At 42.5% G+C, this 16,136-nt stretch carries 18 protein-coding genes; 12 read left to right on the top strand and 6 right to left on the bottom strand.

All coding sequences use genetic code 11. From position 1 onward, the window contains the following. Positions 1–128: 128 nt before the first annotated feature. Together yidC and ERJ70_RS10810 are read right to left on the bottom strand one after the other, a co-directional pair. Positions 129–938 (bottom strand): membrane protein insertase YidC, encoded by an 810-nt coding sequence (gene yidC, locus ERJ70_RS10815; protein WP_209364905.1) that lies wholly within the window; start codon positions 936–938, stop codon positions 129–131. After that, positions 884–1,261: a hypothetical protein gene (locus ERJ70_RS10810; RefSeq protein WP_209364904.1), complete on the bottom strand. Its 378-nt coding sequence runs from the start codon at positions 1,259–1,261 to the stop codon at positions 884–886. The genes yidC and ERJ70_RS10810 overlap by 55 nt, the downstream gene beginning before the upstream one ends. A gap of 282 nt (positions 1,262–1,543) precedes the next feature. On the opposite strand from ERJ70_RS10810, the gene ERJ70_RS10805 reads away from it, so the two are divergent. Next, positions 1,544–2,812, top strand: coding sequence for a DNA polymerase IV (locus ERJ70_RS10805; RefSeq protein WP_209364903.1), 1,269 nt, complete (start codon positions 1,544–1,546; stop codon positions 2,810–2,812). A 486-nt stretch (positions 2,813–3,298) separates the two neighbouring features. On the opposite strand, the gene rnz is transcribed toward ERJ70_RS10805, so the two are convergent. Genes rnz through ERJ70_RS10790 form a run of 3 tightly spaced genes read right to left on the bottom strand, consistent with a single transcriptional unit; the run spans position 3,299 to position 6,028 of the window. Continuing rightward, positions 3,299–4,222, bottom strand: coding sequence for a ribonuclease Z (rnz, locus tag ERJ70_RS10800; protein WP_209364902.1), 924 nt, complete (start codon positions 4,220–4,222; stop codon positions 3,299–3,301). 15 nt (positions 4,223–4,237) lie between these two features. Further along, positions 4,238–5,257: an NADPH dehydrogenase NamA gene (gene namA, locus ERJ70_RS10795; protein WP_209364901.1), complete on the bottom strand. Its 1,020-nt coding sequence runs from the start codon at positions 5,255–5,257 to the stop codon at positions 4,238–4,240. Between the two features lie 21 nt (positions 5,258–5,278). After that, positions 5,279–6,028, bottom strand: coding sequence for a glycerophosphodiester phosphodiesterase (locus tag ERJ70_RS10790; protein WP_209364900.1), 750 nt, complete (start codon positions 6,026–6,028; stop codon positions 5,279–5,281). A gap of 83 nt (positions 6,029–6,111) precedes the next feature. Between ERJ70_RS10790 and ERJ70_RS10785 the strand changes: the two genes are divergently transcribed. From ERJ70_RS10785 to ERJ70_RS10765, 5 genes are all read left to right on the top strand, one after another. Continuing rightward, positions 6,112–7,740, top strand: a complete 1,629-nt coding sequence (locus tag ERJ70_RS10785) for a M20/M25/M40 family metallo-hydrolase (RefSeq protein ID WP_209364899.1) — start codon at positions 6,112–6,114, stop codon at positions 7,738–7,740. A 162-nt stretch (positions 7,741–7,902) separates the two neighbouring features. Then, positions 7,903–8,865, top strand: coding sequence for an MBL fold metallo-hydrolase (locus ERJ70_RS10780; protein WP_209364898.1), 963 nt, complete (start codon positions 7,903–7,905; stop codon positions 8,863–8,865). 5 nt (positions 8,866–8,870) lie between these two features. Next, positions 8,871–9,665 carry an SDR family NAD(P)-dependent oxidoreductase gene (locus tag ERJ70_RS10775; RefSeq protein ID WP_209364897.1) on the top strand — a complete coding sequence of 265 codons (795 nt, stop codon included), beginning with the start codon at positions 8,871–8,873 and terminating at the stop codon, positions 9,663–9,665. A gap of 65 nt (positions 9,666–9,730) precedes the next feature. Beyond that, positions 9,731–10,063: an iron-sulfur cluster biosynthesis family protein gene (locus ERJ70_RS10770; protein WP_209364896.1), complete on the top strand. Its 333-nt coding sequence runs from the start codon at positions 9,731–9,733 to the stop codon at positions 10,061–10,063. Next, on the top strand, positions 10,063–10,290 hold the full coding sequence (locus ERJ70_RS10765; protein WP_209364895.1) for a YqkE family protein: 228 nt from the start codon (positions 10,063–10,065) through the stop codon (positions 10,288–10,290). The genes ERJ70_RS10770 and ERJ70_RS10765 overlap by 1 nt, the downstream gene beginning before the upstream one ends. Positions 10,291–10,591: 301 nt before the next feature. Here the strand turns inward: ERJ70_RS10765 and ERJ70_RS10760 are convergent, their stop codons facing one another. Next, entirely contained in the window at positions 10,592–11,512 is a 921-nt protein-coding gene (locus tag ERJ70_RS10760; RefSeq protein ID WP_209364894.1) for an aldo/keto reductase, read from the bottom strand. A 360-nt stretch (positions 11,513–11,872) separates the two neighbouring features. On the opposite strand from ERJ70_RS10760, the gene ERJ70_RS10755 reads away from it, so the two are divergent. From ERJ70_RS10755 to xerD, 6 genes are all read left to right on the top strand, one after another. Continuing rightward, complete coding sequence (locus tag ERJ70_RS10755; protein ID WP_209364893.1) at positions 11,873–12,418, top strand: NUDIX domain-containing protein; 546 nt, start codon at positions 11,873–11,875, stop codon at positions 12,416–12,418. A 1-nt stretch (position 12,419) separates the two neighbouring features. Further along, complete coding sequence (locus ERJ70_RS10750; RefSeq protein WP_209364892.1) at positions 12,420–13,586, top strand: endonuclease Q family protein; 1,167 nt, start codon at positions 12,420–12,422, stop codon at positions 13,584–13,586. Between the two features lie 87 nt (positions 13,587–13,673). Then, positions 13,674–14,312: a stage II sporulation protein M gene (gene spoIIM, locus ERJ70_RS10745; protein WP_209364891.1), complete on the top strand. Its 639-nt coding sequence runs from the start codon at positions 13,674–13,676 to the stop codon at positions 14,310–14,312. A gap of 109 nt (positions 14,313–14,421) precedes the next feature. Next, a complete protein-coding gene (gene fur / locus ERJ70_RS10740) occupies positions 14,422–14,886 on the top strand; it encodes a ferric iron uptake transcriptional regulator (protein WP_209364890.1) in 465 nt (154 codons plus the stop codon). Between the two features lie 121 nt (positions 14,887–15,007). Further along, a complete protein-coding gene (locus tag ERJ70_RS10735; RefSeq protein ID WP_309506933.1) occupies positions 15,008–15,232 on the top strand; it encodes a YqzK family protein in 225 nt (74 codons plus the stop codon). Positions 15,233–15,240: 8 nt separating this feature from the next. Continuing rightward, positions 15,241–16,128 (top strand): site-specific tyrosine recombinase XerD, encoded by an 888-nt coding sequence (xerD, locus tag ERJ70_RS10730; RefSeq protein ID WP_209369308.1) that lies wholly within the window; start codon positions 15,241–15,243, stop codon positions 16,126–16,128. Positions 16,129–16,136 lie beyond the last annotated feature (8 nt).

Below are 16,136 nucleotides of genomic sequence, written 5' to 3'. Positions count from 1 at the left end.
CAAAAAGCGCCACGCCGAGGCTGTTCTTAAGCTTGTCGGAGGCCCAATGTGGGTGTCATGCAGGCGTTGCCACAGGACGCGGCGGCTCTAGCCTGTACTCCTTTAAACAGGCGCTTGCGCTTTTGTCACTATTTCACTGTCTGTTCAGTAGTCACTATTTTTTGGGATTGTTTTGGTTGATAAAGTCGCTTAGCCAAAAGCGTCTGGAAAATCAAGAACAAGCCGCCTACAGTCCAATACAACGGCAGTGCTGCCGGGGCTGAAAAGGAGACAAAACCAATCATTACCGGTGACAACAATCCCATGATAGCCATTTGCTTCCGCTGCTGCGGATCCATTCCGATTTGCGTCACTTTGAATTGAGCAAAGTAAATCGCTGCGGCAATAAATGGCATGACTATATCAGTATGGCCTAAGTTAAACCATAGAAAAGTATGAGAAGCTATTTCAGGAGTTGTTCTGATGGCATAATAAAAGCCTATCAAAATCGGAAATTGAATAATCATCGGTAAACAGCCGACAGCACCGAGAGGATTCATTCCGTGTTTTTGATATAATTGCATCATTTCCTGTTGCTGTTTTGTTTTGGATTCCTTATCGGTCTTGTTGTTGTATTTTTCTTTTATCTCGTCGAGTTCCGGTTTCATCACGGCCATTTTTTCCCGCATTTGATAGCTGCCTTTTTGCTGTTTCAGCATCAATGGCATCAACGCTAATCGTATCAGTAAGGTAACGACGACTATCGATGCTCCATAGTTATCGTTTAGTAATGCCGCTACACCTTTTATCAAAAACGAAAAACTGTCGACAAAATAATGATGGAACCAGCCCGACGAACTGCCATCCGAAGCACCTTGGCATCCGGTTAGCAACAGCATAAGGGTTATAAGGATAAATCCGCTCTTTTGAAAGGTAGTGAATACAGAATGTTTTTCCATTGTTGTCCTCCTCGTAGGGTATATTTCTGATTGGTCAACGAGAAGGAATGATTATCTGTATCATCTTCAGGGCCGTCTTTTCGTTTTATTTTTCTTGCTATCCAGGTAATTACTTCCCCTGTCTCGGTTAATCTTCTTTCAACCGGGAGCAGTCGAAACTGGATTGCGTGGTAATCTCTGGTGACCATTTCACTGCTTTTGGACAAAGAGGGGAAGGCCATCACCGAAAACCCGAATGCACAGTAAATCGCCAGCATCATACTTACGTAAAAATAAAATGGAGACGCCTCGCTCAACAATTCATTCAATAATTCGATCAACATTTGTATTCACCTCCTTCTTCTTATGCAAACTACTTCTATTAAACTCCTCTGACAGCGATTTGTCAAAGGACATTTCGTGACAAAATAGAGTCGGGAAAAGGGTAGCTTTTTCTTCTTTTCTCCTCTATAACATCATTCGCTTATGAAACTATTACGAAAAACACCCCTCCGAAGGTTTCAATGAATTACCAAAATTCTGTGGTTTGCTGCTGAAGGTATCAACAGATAAAATGTGCTATACTAACAATAGTAGAACAACTGTTCTGTAAGAAGGTGAAGGTTATGTCGAAGTGGTATCCCAAAAAAGGGCGTGTTATTTTTCACGTCGATATGAACAGTTTTTATGCATCTGTTGAAATGGCTTATAATCCAGAATTAAAAGGAAAACCCATTGCCATTGCCGGAAATCCGGAAGAACGGAAAGGAATCATTGTGACAAGCAGTTACGAAGCCAGAAAAAAAGGCGTTAAAACCACAATGCCCTTATGGGAAGCAAAAAAACTCTGTCCGGAGCTGTTGGTAATGCGGCCGAATTTTGATCGGTATCGGACTGCTTCAAGGGAAATGTTTAACATTTTATCCGATGTCACTTCTTTTGTTCAGCCTGTTTCGATAGATGAGGGTTATATGGATATTACCGACTGCGAACATTTGGGTTCTCCTTTAAAAATCGCTGAAGCTATACAAAACAGAATAGCGAGTGAACTGGATTTGCCTTGCAGTATCGGAATAGCACCCAATAAATTCCTCGCTAAAATGGCTTCGGATATGAAAAAACCAATGGGAATTACGGTGTTGCGGAAACGGGATTTAGCTACGAAGCTATGGCCGCTCGCTATAGAAGAAATGTATGGCATCGGAAGCAAGACAGCTGAAAAGCTTTATAAATTGAACATTTTTACCATAAAAGATCTGGTCGAAGCGGATACCTTTCAGCTCAAACGGGTCTTGGGGATAAACGGAGAACGGTTGCAGAATCGTGCTAAAGGAATGGATACCAGTCCAGTTGACCCCGATGCAGTTCATGAGTTCAAGAGTATTGGGAGCTCAGAGACCTTGCCGCAGGATACGACCGATTTTACCGAGATTAGGCAGTTGTTCACCCGCCTGGCAAGAAATGTTGTCAGAAGGATGCAAAGAAAGCAGGCTGTAGGCCGTGGAATGCAAATTATGGTCAAGTACCATGATTACAAAACCATTACCAGAAGTCGTAAGTTGCCCGATTATACAGATAGCGAGGGGGAGATTTTAGCGGTTAGTATGGATTTATTTGAAAAGCATTGGAATGAGGAGCCTGTAAGATTGTTGGGAATCACCGTCCAAGATGTGGCGGAGAAAAAAGAGGTTGCACAGCAGCTTGATTTGTTTACGTACGAAAAAGAAGCAAGCAAAGAAAAACTTTACAAGACAATCGACGAGTTGACTGAAAAATTTGGAAAAAACCCTTTCAAAAATTTAGGTGGAAAGGGACTGGAAATTGAACCTCGAACCAGTTTTCAAAAAGATTTTTTGAATGATTATAAGGATAGAAACAGAAAAAATAAAGAATAGGGAAGAGCGTTGCCAGGGGTAGCAAACTCATAATAAAGAGCGGTCACGATAATTTATTGCGGAAGAAACTTGTAGAAAAACCTTCAGTCTCTCTACAAGTTATCTTGCTATCTATTCGTTAAGTTAATTGGTTTGATTGATGTACTTCAAGATGTCCGGGTTTTTTAGAATTTCCCGAAAACACTCCTGGCAGGTAGTACTATATGACTGTTTTTCTTTCGCTCCATTTAGATGAATATGTTCTTTGAAGTGTTGACACATTTATCTTCTTCCTCTCTCAATAGATGTTTATCTTTAGTAATCAAATCGTTATTTCACTCCTTTATATACCCAAATGTAGGGGAGCGAAACACTTTTTATCCTCAAGGAAAATGTTCTGACTAAATAACGAAAGGGAAAGTGTCAGGGGGAAACACGTACAGTAACTATAGAAAAAAGCACGTCAGGGCCCGCATTCCTTGTTATTTGCGGTCCCTGACGTGCTTTTTATTTTTGTGGTATTTCTTCTTGATGAAAGTCCTGTGCCAGAGCTGTGTTGGGAAATATCTCTTGAGCTTCGGCTAGCAGCTGCTCTTGCATTTCTCCTTGGTAACGAGAAGAAATGTGGGTGAGGACGAGCTTGTTAACCGAAGCAGCTTTCGCAATCCGGGCAGCCTGCCTGCTTGTCGAATGAAAATAATCAAACGCCAACGCTTCATCGTCCCCTTTAAAAGTTGCTTCATGAATTAATAAATCAGATCCTTTTGCGAAATTCTTCAAATTCGGAAAATATCTCGTATCGCCGAGTATGGTAATCACACGACCAGGTTTGACAGGTCCAGTATAATCGCTTCGTGAAATCGTTCTGCCGTCAGCCAGGGTAACATGTTCTTTTTCCTTGATTTGTTGATATATAGGACCAGGCTCGATGCCTGCAGCTTTGAGTTTTTCCGGCTGGAGTTCCCCTGTACGGGATTTTTCTGTTATACGGTAACCAAAACTCTCGATACCGTGTGACAGCTTTTTGGCCATGACTTCGAACTGCTCATTTTCAAACAGCAGCCCTTCGCTGACTTCTTCTATAAATAACGGATACGTAAGAACTGTACCGCTCACCCGCAAGCTTGTTTCGACGAATTCCTTAAGACCTCTTGGCCCGTATATGGTCACAGGTGTTTCGCCGCTTTGAAAGGACCTGCTGCTTAACATGCCGGGCAACCCATAGATGTGATCTCCATGTAAATGCGTAATAAATATTTTATCTATTTTTCTGGGTTTAATCGACGTGTGCAGAATTTGATGCTGTGTTGCTTCACCGCAATCAAAAAGCCAGATGCTTTGGTTTTCCTGCAGCATGCGCAGTGCAATGGACGATACGTTTCTTTCCTTTGAAGGCAAGCCTGCTCCTGTTCCTAAAAATACTACATCCATGATATCCCTCCCAACTCACCTCCAGCCGCGTTGATATTGTTTTGGTGCCTCAATCGTATGGCCTAACTCATCCGCAGCCGCCTTAGGCCAGTATGGATTCCTTAATAATGCCCGGGCAAGAAAGATTAAATCTGCGCGATCATTCTGCAGAATTTCTTCTGCCTGGATACCCGTCGTAATCAATCCGACAGCACCTGTGGAAATATCCGCCTCATGCTTGATCATATCGGCGCCTGGTACTTGGTAGCCAGGATATGCAGTAATCTTGGCTGGTACGACTCCGCCTGAACTGCAGTCAATCAAATCGATTCCTTGCTGCTTCATTTGTCCGGCAAAATAAACAAAGTCTTCCATGGAGTTGCCGCCTTCTGTATATTCATTGGCTGAAATTCGAACAAAGACAGGGCCATTCCATACCGTTTTCACTGCTTCAATGATTTCAGAGAGAATCCGGTATCGGTTTTCTTTGCTTCCGCCATACTGATCGTTCCGTTGATTGGTAAGAGGGGACAAATACTGATTGATTAAGTAACCGTGAGCAGCATGAATCTCAATGATATCGAAACCGGCACGCTTTGCTCTTCGTGCTCCTTGTTTAAATGCTTCAACCGTATCGGCAATATCCTCCGTGCTCATTTCAACCGGGGTTTGATAGTCTTTATTGAATGCAAGTGCACTCGCACTATAATTTTTTTCTTCATCTTCCGCTTTTCTTCCGGCATGAGCCAGCTGGATGCTGCTTTTTGCACCATGCGCATGAACTCTGTCACTGACTTTTTTCAAGCCTTCAATATGTTTGTCATCCCAAATACCTAAGTCTTTCGCTGAAATTCTTCCAGCTTGTTGGACAGCAGTAGCTTCAACCATTACCAGGCCTGTCTGACCGGCAGCCCGAGATTCATAGTGGGCGACATGGAAAGGTTGAACGGTTCCATCTTCCGGATCACAAGAATACATACACATCGGTGACATGACAATTCTATTTTTTAAGGTGACATCCCCAAATGTAATAGGGGAGAAAAGTTTGTTGGACATATTAGAACCTCCCGCTAGTTTTTAATCCTGTTGCTCCATTTGCTCGAATAACTTGCGCTGTTCGATCGCTTTGTCGGGGACATCGGTAAAAATAGCGTCAACTTGTAGTTGATAACATTTTTTCATTGCTCCAGCACGGTTAATCGTATAAATGCGGAGTTTCATATCCATCTCCCGGCACTGTGCGACAACCTTACTGTTCAGCAAGCGGTATTTAATATGTAATGCTTTCGCTCCAAGTCCTGCCGTATAATCGACCAATCCGTTTATTCTCTGTGATGTTAACAGAGCGGTAGCGATTTTTCTATCGATTTGCTTGAATCGCTCGATGCTGACGGGATTAAAGCTGGATATCGTCGTGCGATTTACGACTTTATATTTACATAACAAGTCGTAAACTTTTTTTTCCATATTTTCATAGTCAATCACGTTGTTCTTTAATTCGATATTTAATTGAAGCTGCTTTGACTGTGCCCAGATAAGGAATTCTTCCAGAGAAATGATCGGGGTGTTTTCGAATTTTTCTGATAACCACGAGCCAGCATCTAGCTTTTGCAGCTGTTCAAATGTATAATCTTGGACAAAGCCGACGGCGTTAGTCGTCCTTCTCACCGACTCATCATGAATGAGAACTGGGATGCCGTCCCTGGATAGCTGGACATCTGTCTCAATGCCTTCCGCTCCCATTTCATAGGCAAGCTGAAAAGCAGGCATGGTGTTCTCCGGAGCCAGTTTACTAGCGCCTCGGTGGGCATACACTAGCGTTTTCACACGTTTCACCTCATCCTGTAAGTATGGTTAAATTGTGTGTTATTTCTGTTGAAAAGTCAATGAAAAGGGGAGGAATCAACCGTATGCAAGAATGGCAGACGAAGGAGCAATTAACAGACTTACTCTATTCATTGGTCAGATATCCGAGTATCAGTGGCAGTGAAGACGAGCTGGCTTTGGCTGAGTATTTGTTATACACCCTGCGGCAGAAAGAATACTTTAAAAGCAATCCCGATTTAGTGAGCCTGCATCCATTGAAAGATGGACGGCAGTTATTGACTGCATTGGTCAAACAGCGGAAAGAAGCTGAAACAGTTATCCTGCTCAGTCATTTTGATGTCGTCGGAATAGAGGATTATGGGTCTTTAAAAAATCTCGCTTTTCATCCTCAGGAATTGACAGCGGAGTTGAATAAACGTAAAGCAGACCTCCCAGAGCTTGTTCAGCAGGATCTTGATGCGGATGGAGAGTGGATTTTCGGCAGGGGAACGATGGACATGAAATCTGGTTTGGCGGTGCATTTGTCTATGGTGGAAAAAGCCATTTCAGGTGAATTTGACGGAAATATTCTTTTGCTCACGGTTCCGGATGAGGAAGTGAATTCACTCGGAATGATCACTGCCTTGCCGGTTTTGAAAAGGTTGAGAGATGAACACGGACTTCGTTACCGGGCATGTTTGAACGGAGAGCCGATGTTCAGCAAGTATCCAGGTGATAAAAACCATTACATGTACACCGGTTCGATTGGCAAGGTGCTTCCTGGGTTTTTATGTTATGGAAAAGAAACACACGTCGGCGAACCGTTTGCCGGATTGAACGCCAATTTGATGATCAGTTTCTTATCAGAAGAGCTGGAGTTGAATGAATCTTTTGTTGAAAAAGTGGGGGAGGAAGTTACACCCCCTCCGGTCAGTCTGATGCAACGCGATTTAAAGGAAGAATATTCCGTACAGACGCCTGTTTCAGCTGTTTCAATGTATAATGTGCATTATTTAAAGCAATCGATAGAAATGATAAATGAGAAATTGTTCCGTGCCGCCCGGAATGCGGCTACTGCCATCGAACGCCATTACGATGAAAAAGTGGATAAATACGCTCGTATGGCTGCCGATTTTATCAAGCCCGAGTTTCATGTCAATGTGTTTCACTATGAGGAGCTTTATCGGCTTGCTGTTTCTCAGTTCGGCAGAGAAGAAGTGGAACGGCGGCAAAATTTACTGATTAAAAAAAGGGATACAGGTGATAGAGATTTTTCGACATTGTTGGTACAGGAACTGGCCGCCCTATGTAAAGAATATGCGCCGATGATCGTCTTATTTTACAGTCCTCCTTTTTATCCAGCCGTTACCTCTCATCATGATGAATACATAGCCAAAACAGCGGAACTGGTTAGGGATTATGTCAGCCATCGTTATGGTATTCCACTACAAACAGTTGAGTACTTTCCAGGCTTGTCTGATTTAAGCTATATCGGCCCGGTAGCTTCAGACAGCAGCTTGTCTCCACTGACGGGAAATATGCCTTTACAAAATAAAGGATTTGAACTGCCGGAGGATGTAATGGAGCAGATTACGATGCCAATACTGAATGTTGGTCCGCTGGGTAAAGACCCGCATCAGTGGACAGAACGCTTAGAACTGACTTACAGCTTCGGTTTCTTGCCTGAAATTGTAAAATTTACGATCGAGTCACTGCTAGGAAGCAAAAAGTAAGGGACTGAGATCAACTTAAAACCGAACGATGATCCGAATCCACCTATTCAAACTCGTTCGGTTTTTCCTTTCGTTATTTTGCAAAAAGGGTGACTTTCCAAGAAAAAAAGCGTACAATGATTATAAAAAATGAACAGTCATTCATTTTTGGAGGCGTTGTATATGTCTGAATCGAATATCTATCAGATAACTGTTCCGACTCCTTTTGCTGTCGGGGACGTTCATGTTTACTTGATCAAAGGGGACACGTTGACGTTAATCGACGCCGGAACCAAGACAAAACAGGCTTGGGAAGCTTTAGTGAACGGTCTGGAAAAGTTAGGTTATAGCCCGAAGGATATCGAACAGCTTGTTTTGACACACCACCACCCGGATCATATAGGATTTACGGAAGAATTCCCCAGATTAAAAGCCATATATGGGCATGCATTGAATGATGTTTGGCTTAAGCGTGAGGAAGCGTATTTCCAACGGTATGAACAGTTCTTTCATGATTTATACATAAAATCGGGAGTCCCGGAGTCCTATCAAGCGTTTTTAAAAACGCTTCGGGCACCTCTTCGTTTCGCAGGAAAAGGGGAACTTTCTGATTATCTCGTCGAAGGAGATCGGCTTCCTGGTCATGAGGAGTACCGAGTGGTCGAAACACCAGGTCATGCGCAAAGCCATTTATCCTTCTATCAGGAAGAATCAAGGGCTTTTATTGGGGGGGATCATTTGCTCTCCCATATTTCATCCAATCCATTACTGGAGCCGCCGATCGAACCGGGGATGGATCGCCCGAAACCATTGCTGCAATATCGCAGTGCTCTGAACCATTGTAAAGAGCTTGGGATACATACTGTTTACCCAGGACATGGCCCGATCTTCACGGAAGCTGCATCTTTGATTGATAAGCGGTTGCAGAAACAGGAGCAACGGGCTGAACGGGTAAGAGAAATACTTGAAGATGGGAGGAAAACGGCTTTTCAGATATGTGAAAAGTTATTTCCTAATCAAATTAATAAAGAATTTGGGCTGACGATGTCGGAAACGATTGGCCAGCTTGATTATTTGGAAGATTGCCATAAAATTGAAAGAATAAATGTAAACGGCATTTCCAAGTTTCAAATAAGAAGCGAGTGATACGAATGAATGACAGAATTGCAGGGAAAAAGATACTCATCACCGGAGCTTCAAGCGGTTTAGGTGAAGAAATTGCCAGAAAGATAGCGGAACAAGGCGGTATTCCAATTTTAATTGCGCGATCGGAAGCGAAATTAAAGCGTCTGGCCGAAGAATTGAAGGGAATCCATGGGAAAGATATTCCGTTTTATCCGGCAGATTTGACGGAAATCGGTCGGTTGGATGAATTGTTTGAAGAAATAGGGTTGCAGCACCAACAGATTCACGGATTGGTCAATAATGCTGGTTTTGGTGTCTTTGACTATTTACAGGATGCTCGCTGGGAGGATATTGAAAACATGCTGCAGCTCAATGTGACAGCGTTGATTAAAGTCGTCTATCACATGCTGCCGCACTTTCTGCGTAATAACAGTGGTCATATTGTAAATATAGCCTCCCAGGCAGGTAAACTAGCAACTCCTAAATCGTCGGTATATAGTGCAAGCAAGCATGCTGTTGTCGGATTCTCCAACGCGCTGCGACTGGAAGTGGAAGGGCAGGGGATATTTGTTACAACCGTTAATCCTGGTCCAATCGCCACGCGTTTTTTCGATCATGCCGACCCTTCCGGGAATTATCGGAAGTCGGTAGAAAGGTATATGCTGAAGGCGGATACGGTAGCTGAACAAATTGTGTCCAGTCTGTTCAGGAAAAAAAGGGAAATCAATTTACCGCGTTGGATGGAAATCGGAAGCAAGCTCTATCAAATTTCACCTGTCTGGATGGAGAAACTATTGAAGAAACAATTTAATAAAAAATAGTTCGACTGAAATGAATTGTTCAGAGGTGATTGTTATAATTGTATTACTAAAGGAGGTGTGCGCCGATGCATTTGACAATTACAGAGGCTGCACTGAACCGATTGCTTCAAGAGATGAAGACTGATCAACAAGCATATCTGCAAATTTATTATGATACAGAGGGATGCTGTGGAGTGAATGGGGTACCGACGATCAGATGGCGTGATGTTAAACATGCGGATGACCTGGAAGTAGAAAACGAGCACTTATCGGTCATCATCCATCCACAGCAGGCAACTTTTTTTGAAAACGAAATGACGTTGGATTTTAACCAGCAAACATTCCGTTTAACCAGCCCGCAAGGAATATTGAACGGGTTTATTTCCCCCGGAGAGCTTAAAAGGGATGTGACAGTCTAATGGGCCAAAAGAGACAGAATGAAGATATCCACTCATTAAAGGATCGATTGAATCCAGACTTAGTACAACAGCTATCCTCGAAGAAAAGGCAATTGAAAAATAAAGAAAAGGCCAAACAAGAGGAGGAAAAGCAGAGGCAACTAAGGGAGCGTCAACGAAAAGAGGCGAATAAAAGCTTTGAAGAACTGTTGAATGACAGTGAGCTTGATTGGCATCAATTTAAGTGAATTTTCAGTCCTTATACCGGTGATAAAAGATGTTGCGCAGTTTCCTTTTCTTGAGAGCTTACGGGCTGGAACGTCGTGACGATCGTGGATTGCTTCTTACGCTGTTTAAATCAACTAGGAAATAGGATGAAATAAGAGCTGGGAATAAGTGGCAAGTAGTAAAAAACCTACTTCAAGCATTCGATTAGGCACGCTTTGGGAGAAACAGCAAAGGAACAAAAAAACCGAACGAGTCCGAAAGGTTTGGTGGCTTATCGTTCGGTTTTTGCTTTGCCACTACGTTCTTTTTTCCAAACCTTGCTTAGCGGTGTTGCGCATAATGTATTGGTTTACTGATGGATTTCAAATTGTTAACATCTTCAGCTGTCAATGGCTCAGCAGTCTGAATAGACAAGTTGTCCTGCAGCTGACGGGAACTGCTAGCTCCGAATACGGCTGCCGCCACAGCAGGATGCTGTAAGACATACTGAAGCGCTAACGCTGTTCTCGTTCTGTCAGCTCCGCTATACGCTTTTAGGCGCTCCGTAATTGCTTGGAGTTCTTCAAGGCTGTAATCAAGATATCCATCTTTCCCTTTCGATGCAACTTTTTCGTGTGCCTGGTCGCTTAGCATACCTTTGGCCAGTGGGCCTCTTGCCAGCACGCTGATGTTATTTTCATGGAGAAGGTCGAGTATCTTTTCTTCAGGCCTGCGATCTAATAAACTATATTGCATCATCACGCTTACGATAGAAGAACGTTCAATATATTCCCTTATTACATTAGGGCGAATGGAAGATATTCCGTAATAACGGATGACGCCTTCCTGTTTCAGTTCCTCGAATGCTTCGATTGTTTCATCGATGGGATCATCGATCGTTCCGCCGTGCAATTGATATAAATCGATATATTCGGTACCTAGCCTTCGTAAACTTTCTTTCACTTCTGATTTAATATACTTTTTAGAAGGATCCCAAAACCAATCCCCATTCTGGTGGTTAAAGTGGTTTCCGACTTTTGTTGCAAGGATAACCCGATCCCTTTTCCCTTTTAATGCTTTACCGACGATTTCTTCATTCTTTCCCAGGTCATATAAATCGGCTGTGTCTAAGTAATTAATCCCTGAATCAAGCGCTTCGTCTATGATATATTCAGCTTTCTGCTCGTCTGTTCCCAGGGACATACAACCGAGTCCGACCTGGGACACATAGAGGTCAGAATTACCGATTTGCCGTTTATCCATTATATCTCCTCCTGATTCTATTTGGTTTCTATTGTAAGGAATAGGACAACTGAATGACAAATGAGAAGAATCAGGCAGGGCATCTATGTTAAACTATTTATGCTCTCAGGTTAAGGTTGCTTGAAAGTCCCATAGTCACCTGTGACATAGGAAATGGTTTTGTGCCCTTCTCTCACTCCGATTTTTGTTGAGCGTCCCCATGCTGGGGCAGAATACTTCGCTTCCCGAAGCGAAGTATAAGTACATACGAGTAAAGAATGTGAAGAGCTCCTGTTAAAAGTTTAAATTTCAGTATATGTTCTTTCAAAGCAACAATCTTTTAAAATATTGCCTAAAAAATAAGCTCCTAGGAGGATATACATGGATAAATTTGAAGAACGTACAATAGCTTCTGAAACAATATTTAATGGAAAAGTGGTCAAACTTCAGGTGGATGAAGTGTCACTGCCTGACGGAAATACATCGAAACGTGAAATCATCAAACACCCAGGAGCTGTCGCAATTATTCCCGTGACAAAGGACAATAAAATCCTTTTTGTCGAGCAGTACCGGAAGCCATTGGAAAAGACACTGGTAGAAATTCCTGCCGGTAAACTGGAACCTGGTGAAAAGCCGGAAATCACTGCCAAAAGGGAGCTCGAAGAGGAAACAGGTTATACCACCAATGAATTGACTTTTCTGACCTCTTTTTATACTTCACCGGGTTTTGCCGATGAAATCATCCACCTTTACATTACCAAGGATCTCCACCTATTAGAGGAAGAAGTTGCAGGAGATGAAGATGAATTTGTCGATATACTGGAATTGAGTCTTGAGGAAGCGGAACAGCTGGTCAAAGAGCAGCGGATACATGATGTAAAAACGGCCTATGCCGTCCTTTATTTGCGGCTTTTGGAGAGTAAGTAAAATGGCGTTATCCAGTTACTTTGCCGATTTGCATATCCATATAGGCCGTGACATGTTCAATAAACCGGTAAAGATAACAGGAGCGAAGTCACTGACCTTGTCGCACATCTTAATAGAAGCGAGCAGGCATAAAGGCATGGATTTGGTCGGTGTAATAGACAGTCACGTCCCCGCTGTCCAATCGGAATTGAGAGAATTGATCGCCGATCACGGTGCATGGCCATTGCAAGATGGCGGCATTCAATATGAGCGGACCACCTTAATTCTTGGCTCGGAAGTGGAGGTGTATGATTCGCTATGCCAAGGTCCAATCCATGTTCTTTGTTTTTTCCCCGATTTGGAAAGCATGAAAGGATTCACTGAGTGGTTAAAAGAGCGAGTGACCAATATCCATCTTAGCTCGCAACGATATTACGGAACTGCTAAACAGCTGCAGGACAAAGTAAAGGAACTATCAGGCCTGTTCATTCCCGCCCATGTTTTCACGCCGTTTAAAAGCTTATACGGAAAAGGGGTAAAGCAGTCGCTGACAGAAATATTGGATCCTGATTTAATCGATGGCATAGAACTCGGGTTGAGTGCCGATACGAAAATGGCTGATCAGATTGAGGAACTGCACCCGTTTTCTTTTTTGTCAAACTCGGACGCTCATTCGCTGGCCAAAATAGGCAGGGAGTATCAGAAAATACGTATGGAGGCCCCTTCTTTTCAAGAATTAAAATGGGCTTTGCAACAGCTGAACGGGCGGAGGATTGAAGCCAATTATGGGATGAATCCGCTGCTGGGTAAATATCATGAAACCGTTTGTTCGGATTGTTTCCACCCGGTTGACGAAGGACATGTTTGCGGAAATTGCGGCAGCGAAAAGTGGATCAAAGGAGTTGCAGATAGAATCCGTGAGTTGGCGAATGCCACTAATTTTCCTTCCAGGCCTCCATACATTCATCAGGTCCCGCTGGAATATTTGCCGACCCTCGGCCCCAAAACGCTGCATAAATTGCTTGACGCTTTCGGAACTGAAATGCACATCTTGCACCATACTAGCAAACAAGCACTAGAAAAAGTTGTATCCGATAAACTTGCTGAAGCAATCATTGCCATGAGAGAAGGCAAACTAAAGGCTGTAGCTGGCGGAGGAGGAAGATATGGTAAAATCAAGCTGCCATAACGTAGTCTATTTCTTGGTCTAATTATTCCTTATCCCTCATAGATTTGAAGTATAACCAAAACTATCAATTAGATGATGGGGGATATTATGTATAAAAACCGGAACCTGATCGCAAACCATATAAGAGAACATGCAGCCATTTACTTTTTTATGCTCATCCTTTTTTTGATCGGCATTATTTTCGGCGCCATAATCGTTAACAGTATGAACTTTATTCAAAGGGAAGATTTGTTTTTTTATCTCGACCGTTTCTTTGGCCAAATGATGGATGGAACCATAGCAGACAGTCAGGAGGTCTTCAAATCAAGTATTTTTTATCACTTAAAATACTTGCTCTTGTTATTCCTATTAGGTTTGTCGATCATCGGGCTGCCGGTGATTTGGGTGATGCTGTTTGTAAAAGGACTGGTAGTCGGGTTTTCTGTAGGTTTTTTTGTCAATCAAATGGGATGGAAGGGATTGTTGTTTGCGGCTGCTTCTATTGCACCGCAAAATCTTTTGATTATCCCAGCGTACTTGATAGCCGGAAGCCTTGCCATGATCTTTTCACTCACTCTTTTACGCAAATTATTCACCAGGCGCTCGCAACAACCGATATTGCAGCCATTCGCAAAATATAGCATGTCATTTATGACGCTTTTGTTGTTTGTAGCCGCCGCTTCTTTGGTGGAATCTTTTGTTTCGAAACCGGCCATGCAGGTGGTAATAGAATGGATTTATCAATAAATTTTATCAAATTATAATAATTATAAATAACAGATTATAATTATTATAATTTGACACTAGTTCCATGTCTGCTTATAATAAAGTTGGTATTATGAGGGAGGGATGGGACTTGGAACATCGAATCGACCGGATAAAAAAACAGCTGCACGCACAAAGTTATAAACTGACCCCTCAACGGGAGGCAACCGTACGTGTTCTATTGGAACGGGAAGAGGATCATTTGAGTGCAGAGGATGTCTACCTTCTTGTTAAAGAAAAAGCCCCTGAAATAGGTTTGGCTACTGTTTATCGTACTTTAGAATTGTTATCAGAACTTAAAATAGTCGACAAAATCAATTTTGGAGATGGCGTATCTCGATATGATTTAAGAAAAGAAGGCGCAGCCCACTTTCATCACCATCTTGTTTGTATGGAATGTGGCTCTGTCGAGGAAATAGAAGATGATTTATTGGAAGATGTAGAAAAAATTGTACAAAATGATTGGGGTTTTCAGGTGAAAGATCATCGACTTACCTTCCATGGTGTTTGCAAAAATTGCCAGCTGGAAGCGGCTGAGAAAGCACAAACCTCTTAAATCCACACGGAAAATACTTTTGTCCTGAACCGGAATCTGTTAATCTTAATTTGACGTATATTTTCCCGTTTTTTTGGCATATCTTTATTAATAGAAAAACTATTTAGGAGATCAAGGAGATATGCCTATGAAACCCGCATTGCTGCTGATCAAAGATGCGTTGAAAATATTCATCATTTTTACGGCTTGTACCCTCTTATTCTATTTCGGTTTGAGGGCGATGCATGCAGAATACCAAGATTATCACCGTTATGATCCGCCTGAAGGAAGGGCGGTTAAAGTATTTAATCAGGATGACCAGGAATGGGTGGAACGTTTGTCGATATTTTTTCGATTAGGGGAGTAGGAACAAAAATGAAGGATGAAATGAAAGACTTTTTTCATTACCTGACTGTTGAGAGGGGATTGTCTGACAATACCCTGCAATCTTATAAAAGGGATTTGAAGCAATACCAGCTGTTCCTCGCCGAAAATCTGGCCGTAAAGGGATGGGAAGCGGTTGATCGTCACCATATCATGCAATTTTTATACCATTTAAAGGATAGTGGTAAATCCTCGGCGACGTTAGCCCGTACTTTGTCTTCTATAAGGTTGTTTCACCAGTTTATAGTCAGGGAGTATGGTATCAGCAAAGATGCAAGTTTACATATTGAAACACCGAAGAAAGAAAGAAAGCTTCCCAAAGTTTTATCCTCCGATGACGTGGACAAGCTGCTTAATATACCGGAAAAAGACGCACTTGCCATTCGGAATAAAGCCATGCTGGAAATGCTGTATGCCACTGGCCTCCGGGTTAGCGAACTGATCTCATTGAAAGTTACCGACCTTCACCTTACAATGGGGTTTGTCAGGTGCTTTGGAAAGGGATCCAAAGAAAGAATTGTCCCTTTAGGCAATATAGCAGGAGAAGCTGTGGGAAAATACATTGATTCTGCCCGTGGAACGTTAGTCAATCGAAAAAATACAGAGGCGCTATTTGTGAATCATCACGGAAACCAATTGACGCGACAAGGTTTCTGGAAAGTGTTGAAAGCGATTGCCAGAGATGCTGGGATAAACAAAGAAATCACTCCTCATACATTGCGGCATTCTTTTGCTACACATCTGCTTGAAAATGGAGCTGATTTACGTTCTGTCCAGGAAATGCTGGGACATGCCGATATATCGACAACACAAGTTTATACACATGTAACAAAAGCAAGATTGAAGGATATTTATCAGGCTTATCATCCAAGGGCCTGACTTTGCTT

It is taken from the genome of Sediminibacillus dalangtanensis (assembly GCF_017792025.1).
GTDB classification, from domain to species: domain Bacteria; phylum Bacillota; class Bacilli; order Bacillales; family Amphibacillaceae; genus Sediminibacillus; species Sediminibacillus dalangtanensis.
Note: the sequence above shows the minus strand (reverse complement) of the source record. Positions and strands in the feature narration are given on the sequence as shown.

Excerpts from the sequence above, each read along its gene's own strand:
- spoIIM (WP_209364891.1), top strand. The coding sequence starts at position 13,674 with ATGTATAAAAACCGGAACCTGATCGCAAACCATATAAGAGAACATGCA.
- ERJ70_RS10750 (WP_209364892.1), top strand. The coding sequence starts at position 12,420 with ATGGCGTTATCCAGTTACTTTGCCGATTTGCATATCCATATAGGCCGT.
- ERJ70_RS10785 (WP_209364899.1), top strand. The coding sequence starts at position 6,112 with ATGCAAGAATGGCAGACGAAGGAGCAATTAACAGACTTACTCTATTCA.
- ERJ70_RS10780 (WP_209364898.1), top strand. The coding sequence starts at position 7,903 with ATGTCTGAATCGAATATCTATCAGATAACTGTTCCGACTCCTTTTGCT.
- ERJ70_RS10760 (WP_209364894.1), bottom strand. The coding sequence starts at position 11,512 with ATGGATAAACGGCAAATCGGTAATTCTGACCTCTATGTGTCCCAGGTC.
- ERJ70_RS10765 (WP_209364895.1), top strand. The coding sequence starts at position 10,063 with ATGGGCCAAAAGAGACAGAATGAAGATATCCACTCATTAAAGGATCGA.
- yidC (WP_209364905.1), bottom strand. The coding sequence starts at position 938 with ATGGAAAAACATTCTGTATTCACTACCTTTCAAAAGAGCGGATTTATC.
- ERJ70_RS10775 (WP_209364897.1), top strand. The coding sequence starts at position 8,871 with ATGAATGACAGAATTGCAGGGAAAAAGATACTCATCACCGGAGCTTCA.
- namA (WP_209364901.1), bottom strand. The coding sequence starts at position 5,257 with ATGTCCAACAAACTTTTCTCCCCTATTACATTTGGGGATGTCACCTTA.
- xerD (WP_209369308.1), top strand. The coding sequence starts at position 15,241 with ATGAAGGATGAAATGAAAGACTTTTTTCATTACCTGACTGTTGAGAGG.
- ERJ70_RS10810 (WP_209364904.1), bottom strand. The coding sequence starts at position 1,261 with ATGTTGATCGAATTATTGAATGAATTGTTGAGCGAGGCGTCTCCATTT.
- ERJ70_RS10755 (WP_209364893.1), top strand. The coding sequence starts at position 11,873 with ATGGATAAATTTGAAGAACGTACAATAGCTTCTGAAACAATATTTAAT.
- ERJ70_RS10770 (WP_209364896.1), top strand. The coding sequence starts at position 9,731 with ATGCATTTGACAATTACAGAGGCTGCACTGAACCGATTGCTTCAAGAG.
- rnz (WP_209364902.1), bottom strand. The coding sequence starts at position 4,222 with ATGGATGTAGTATTTTTAGGAACAGGAGCAGGCTTGCCTTCAAAGGAA.
- ERJ70_RS10735 (WP_309506933.1), top strand. The coding sequence starts at position 15,008 with ATGCCTATGAAACCCGCATTGCTGCTGATCAAAGATGCGTTGAAAATA.
- ERJ70_RS10805 (WP_209364903.1), top strand. The coding sequence starts at position 1,544 with ATGTCGAAGTGGTATCCCAAAAAAGGGCGTGTTATTTTTCACGTCGAT.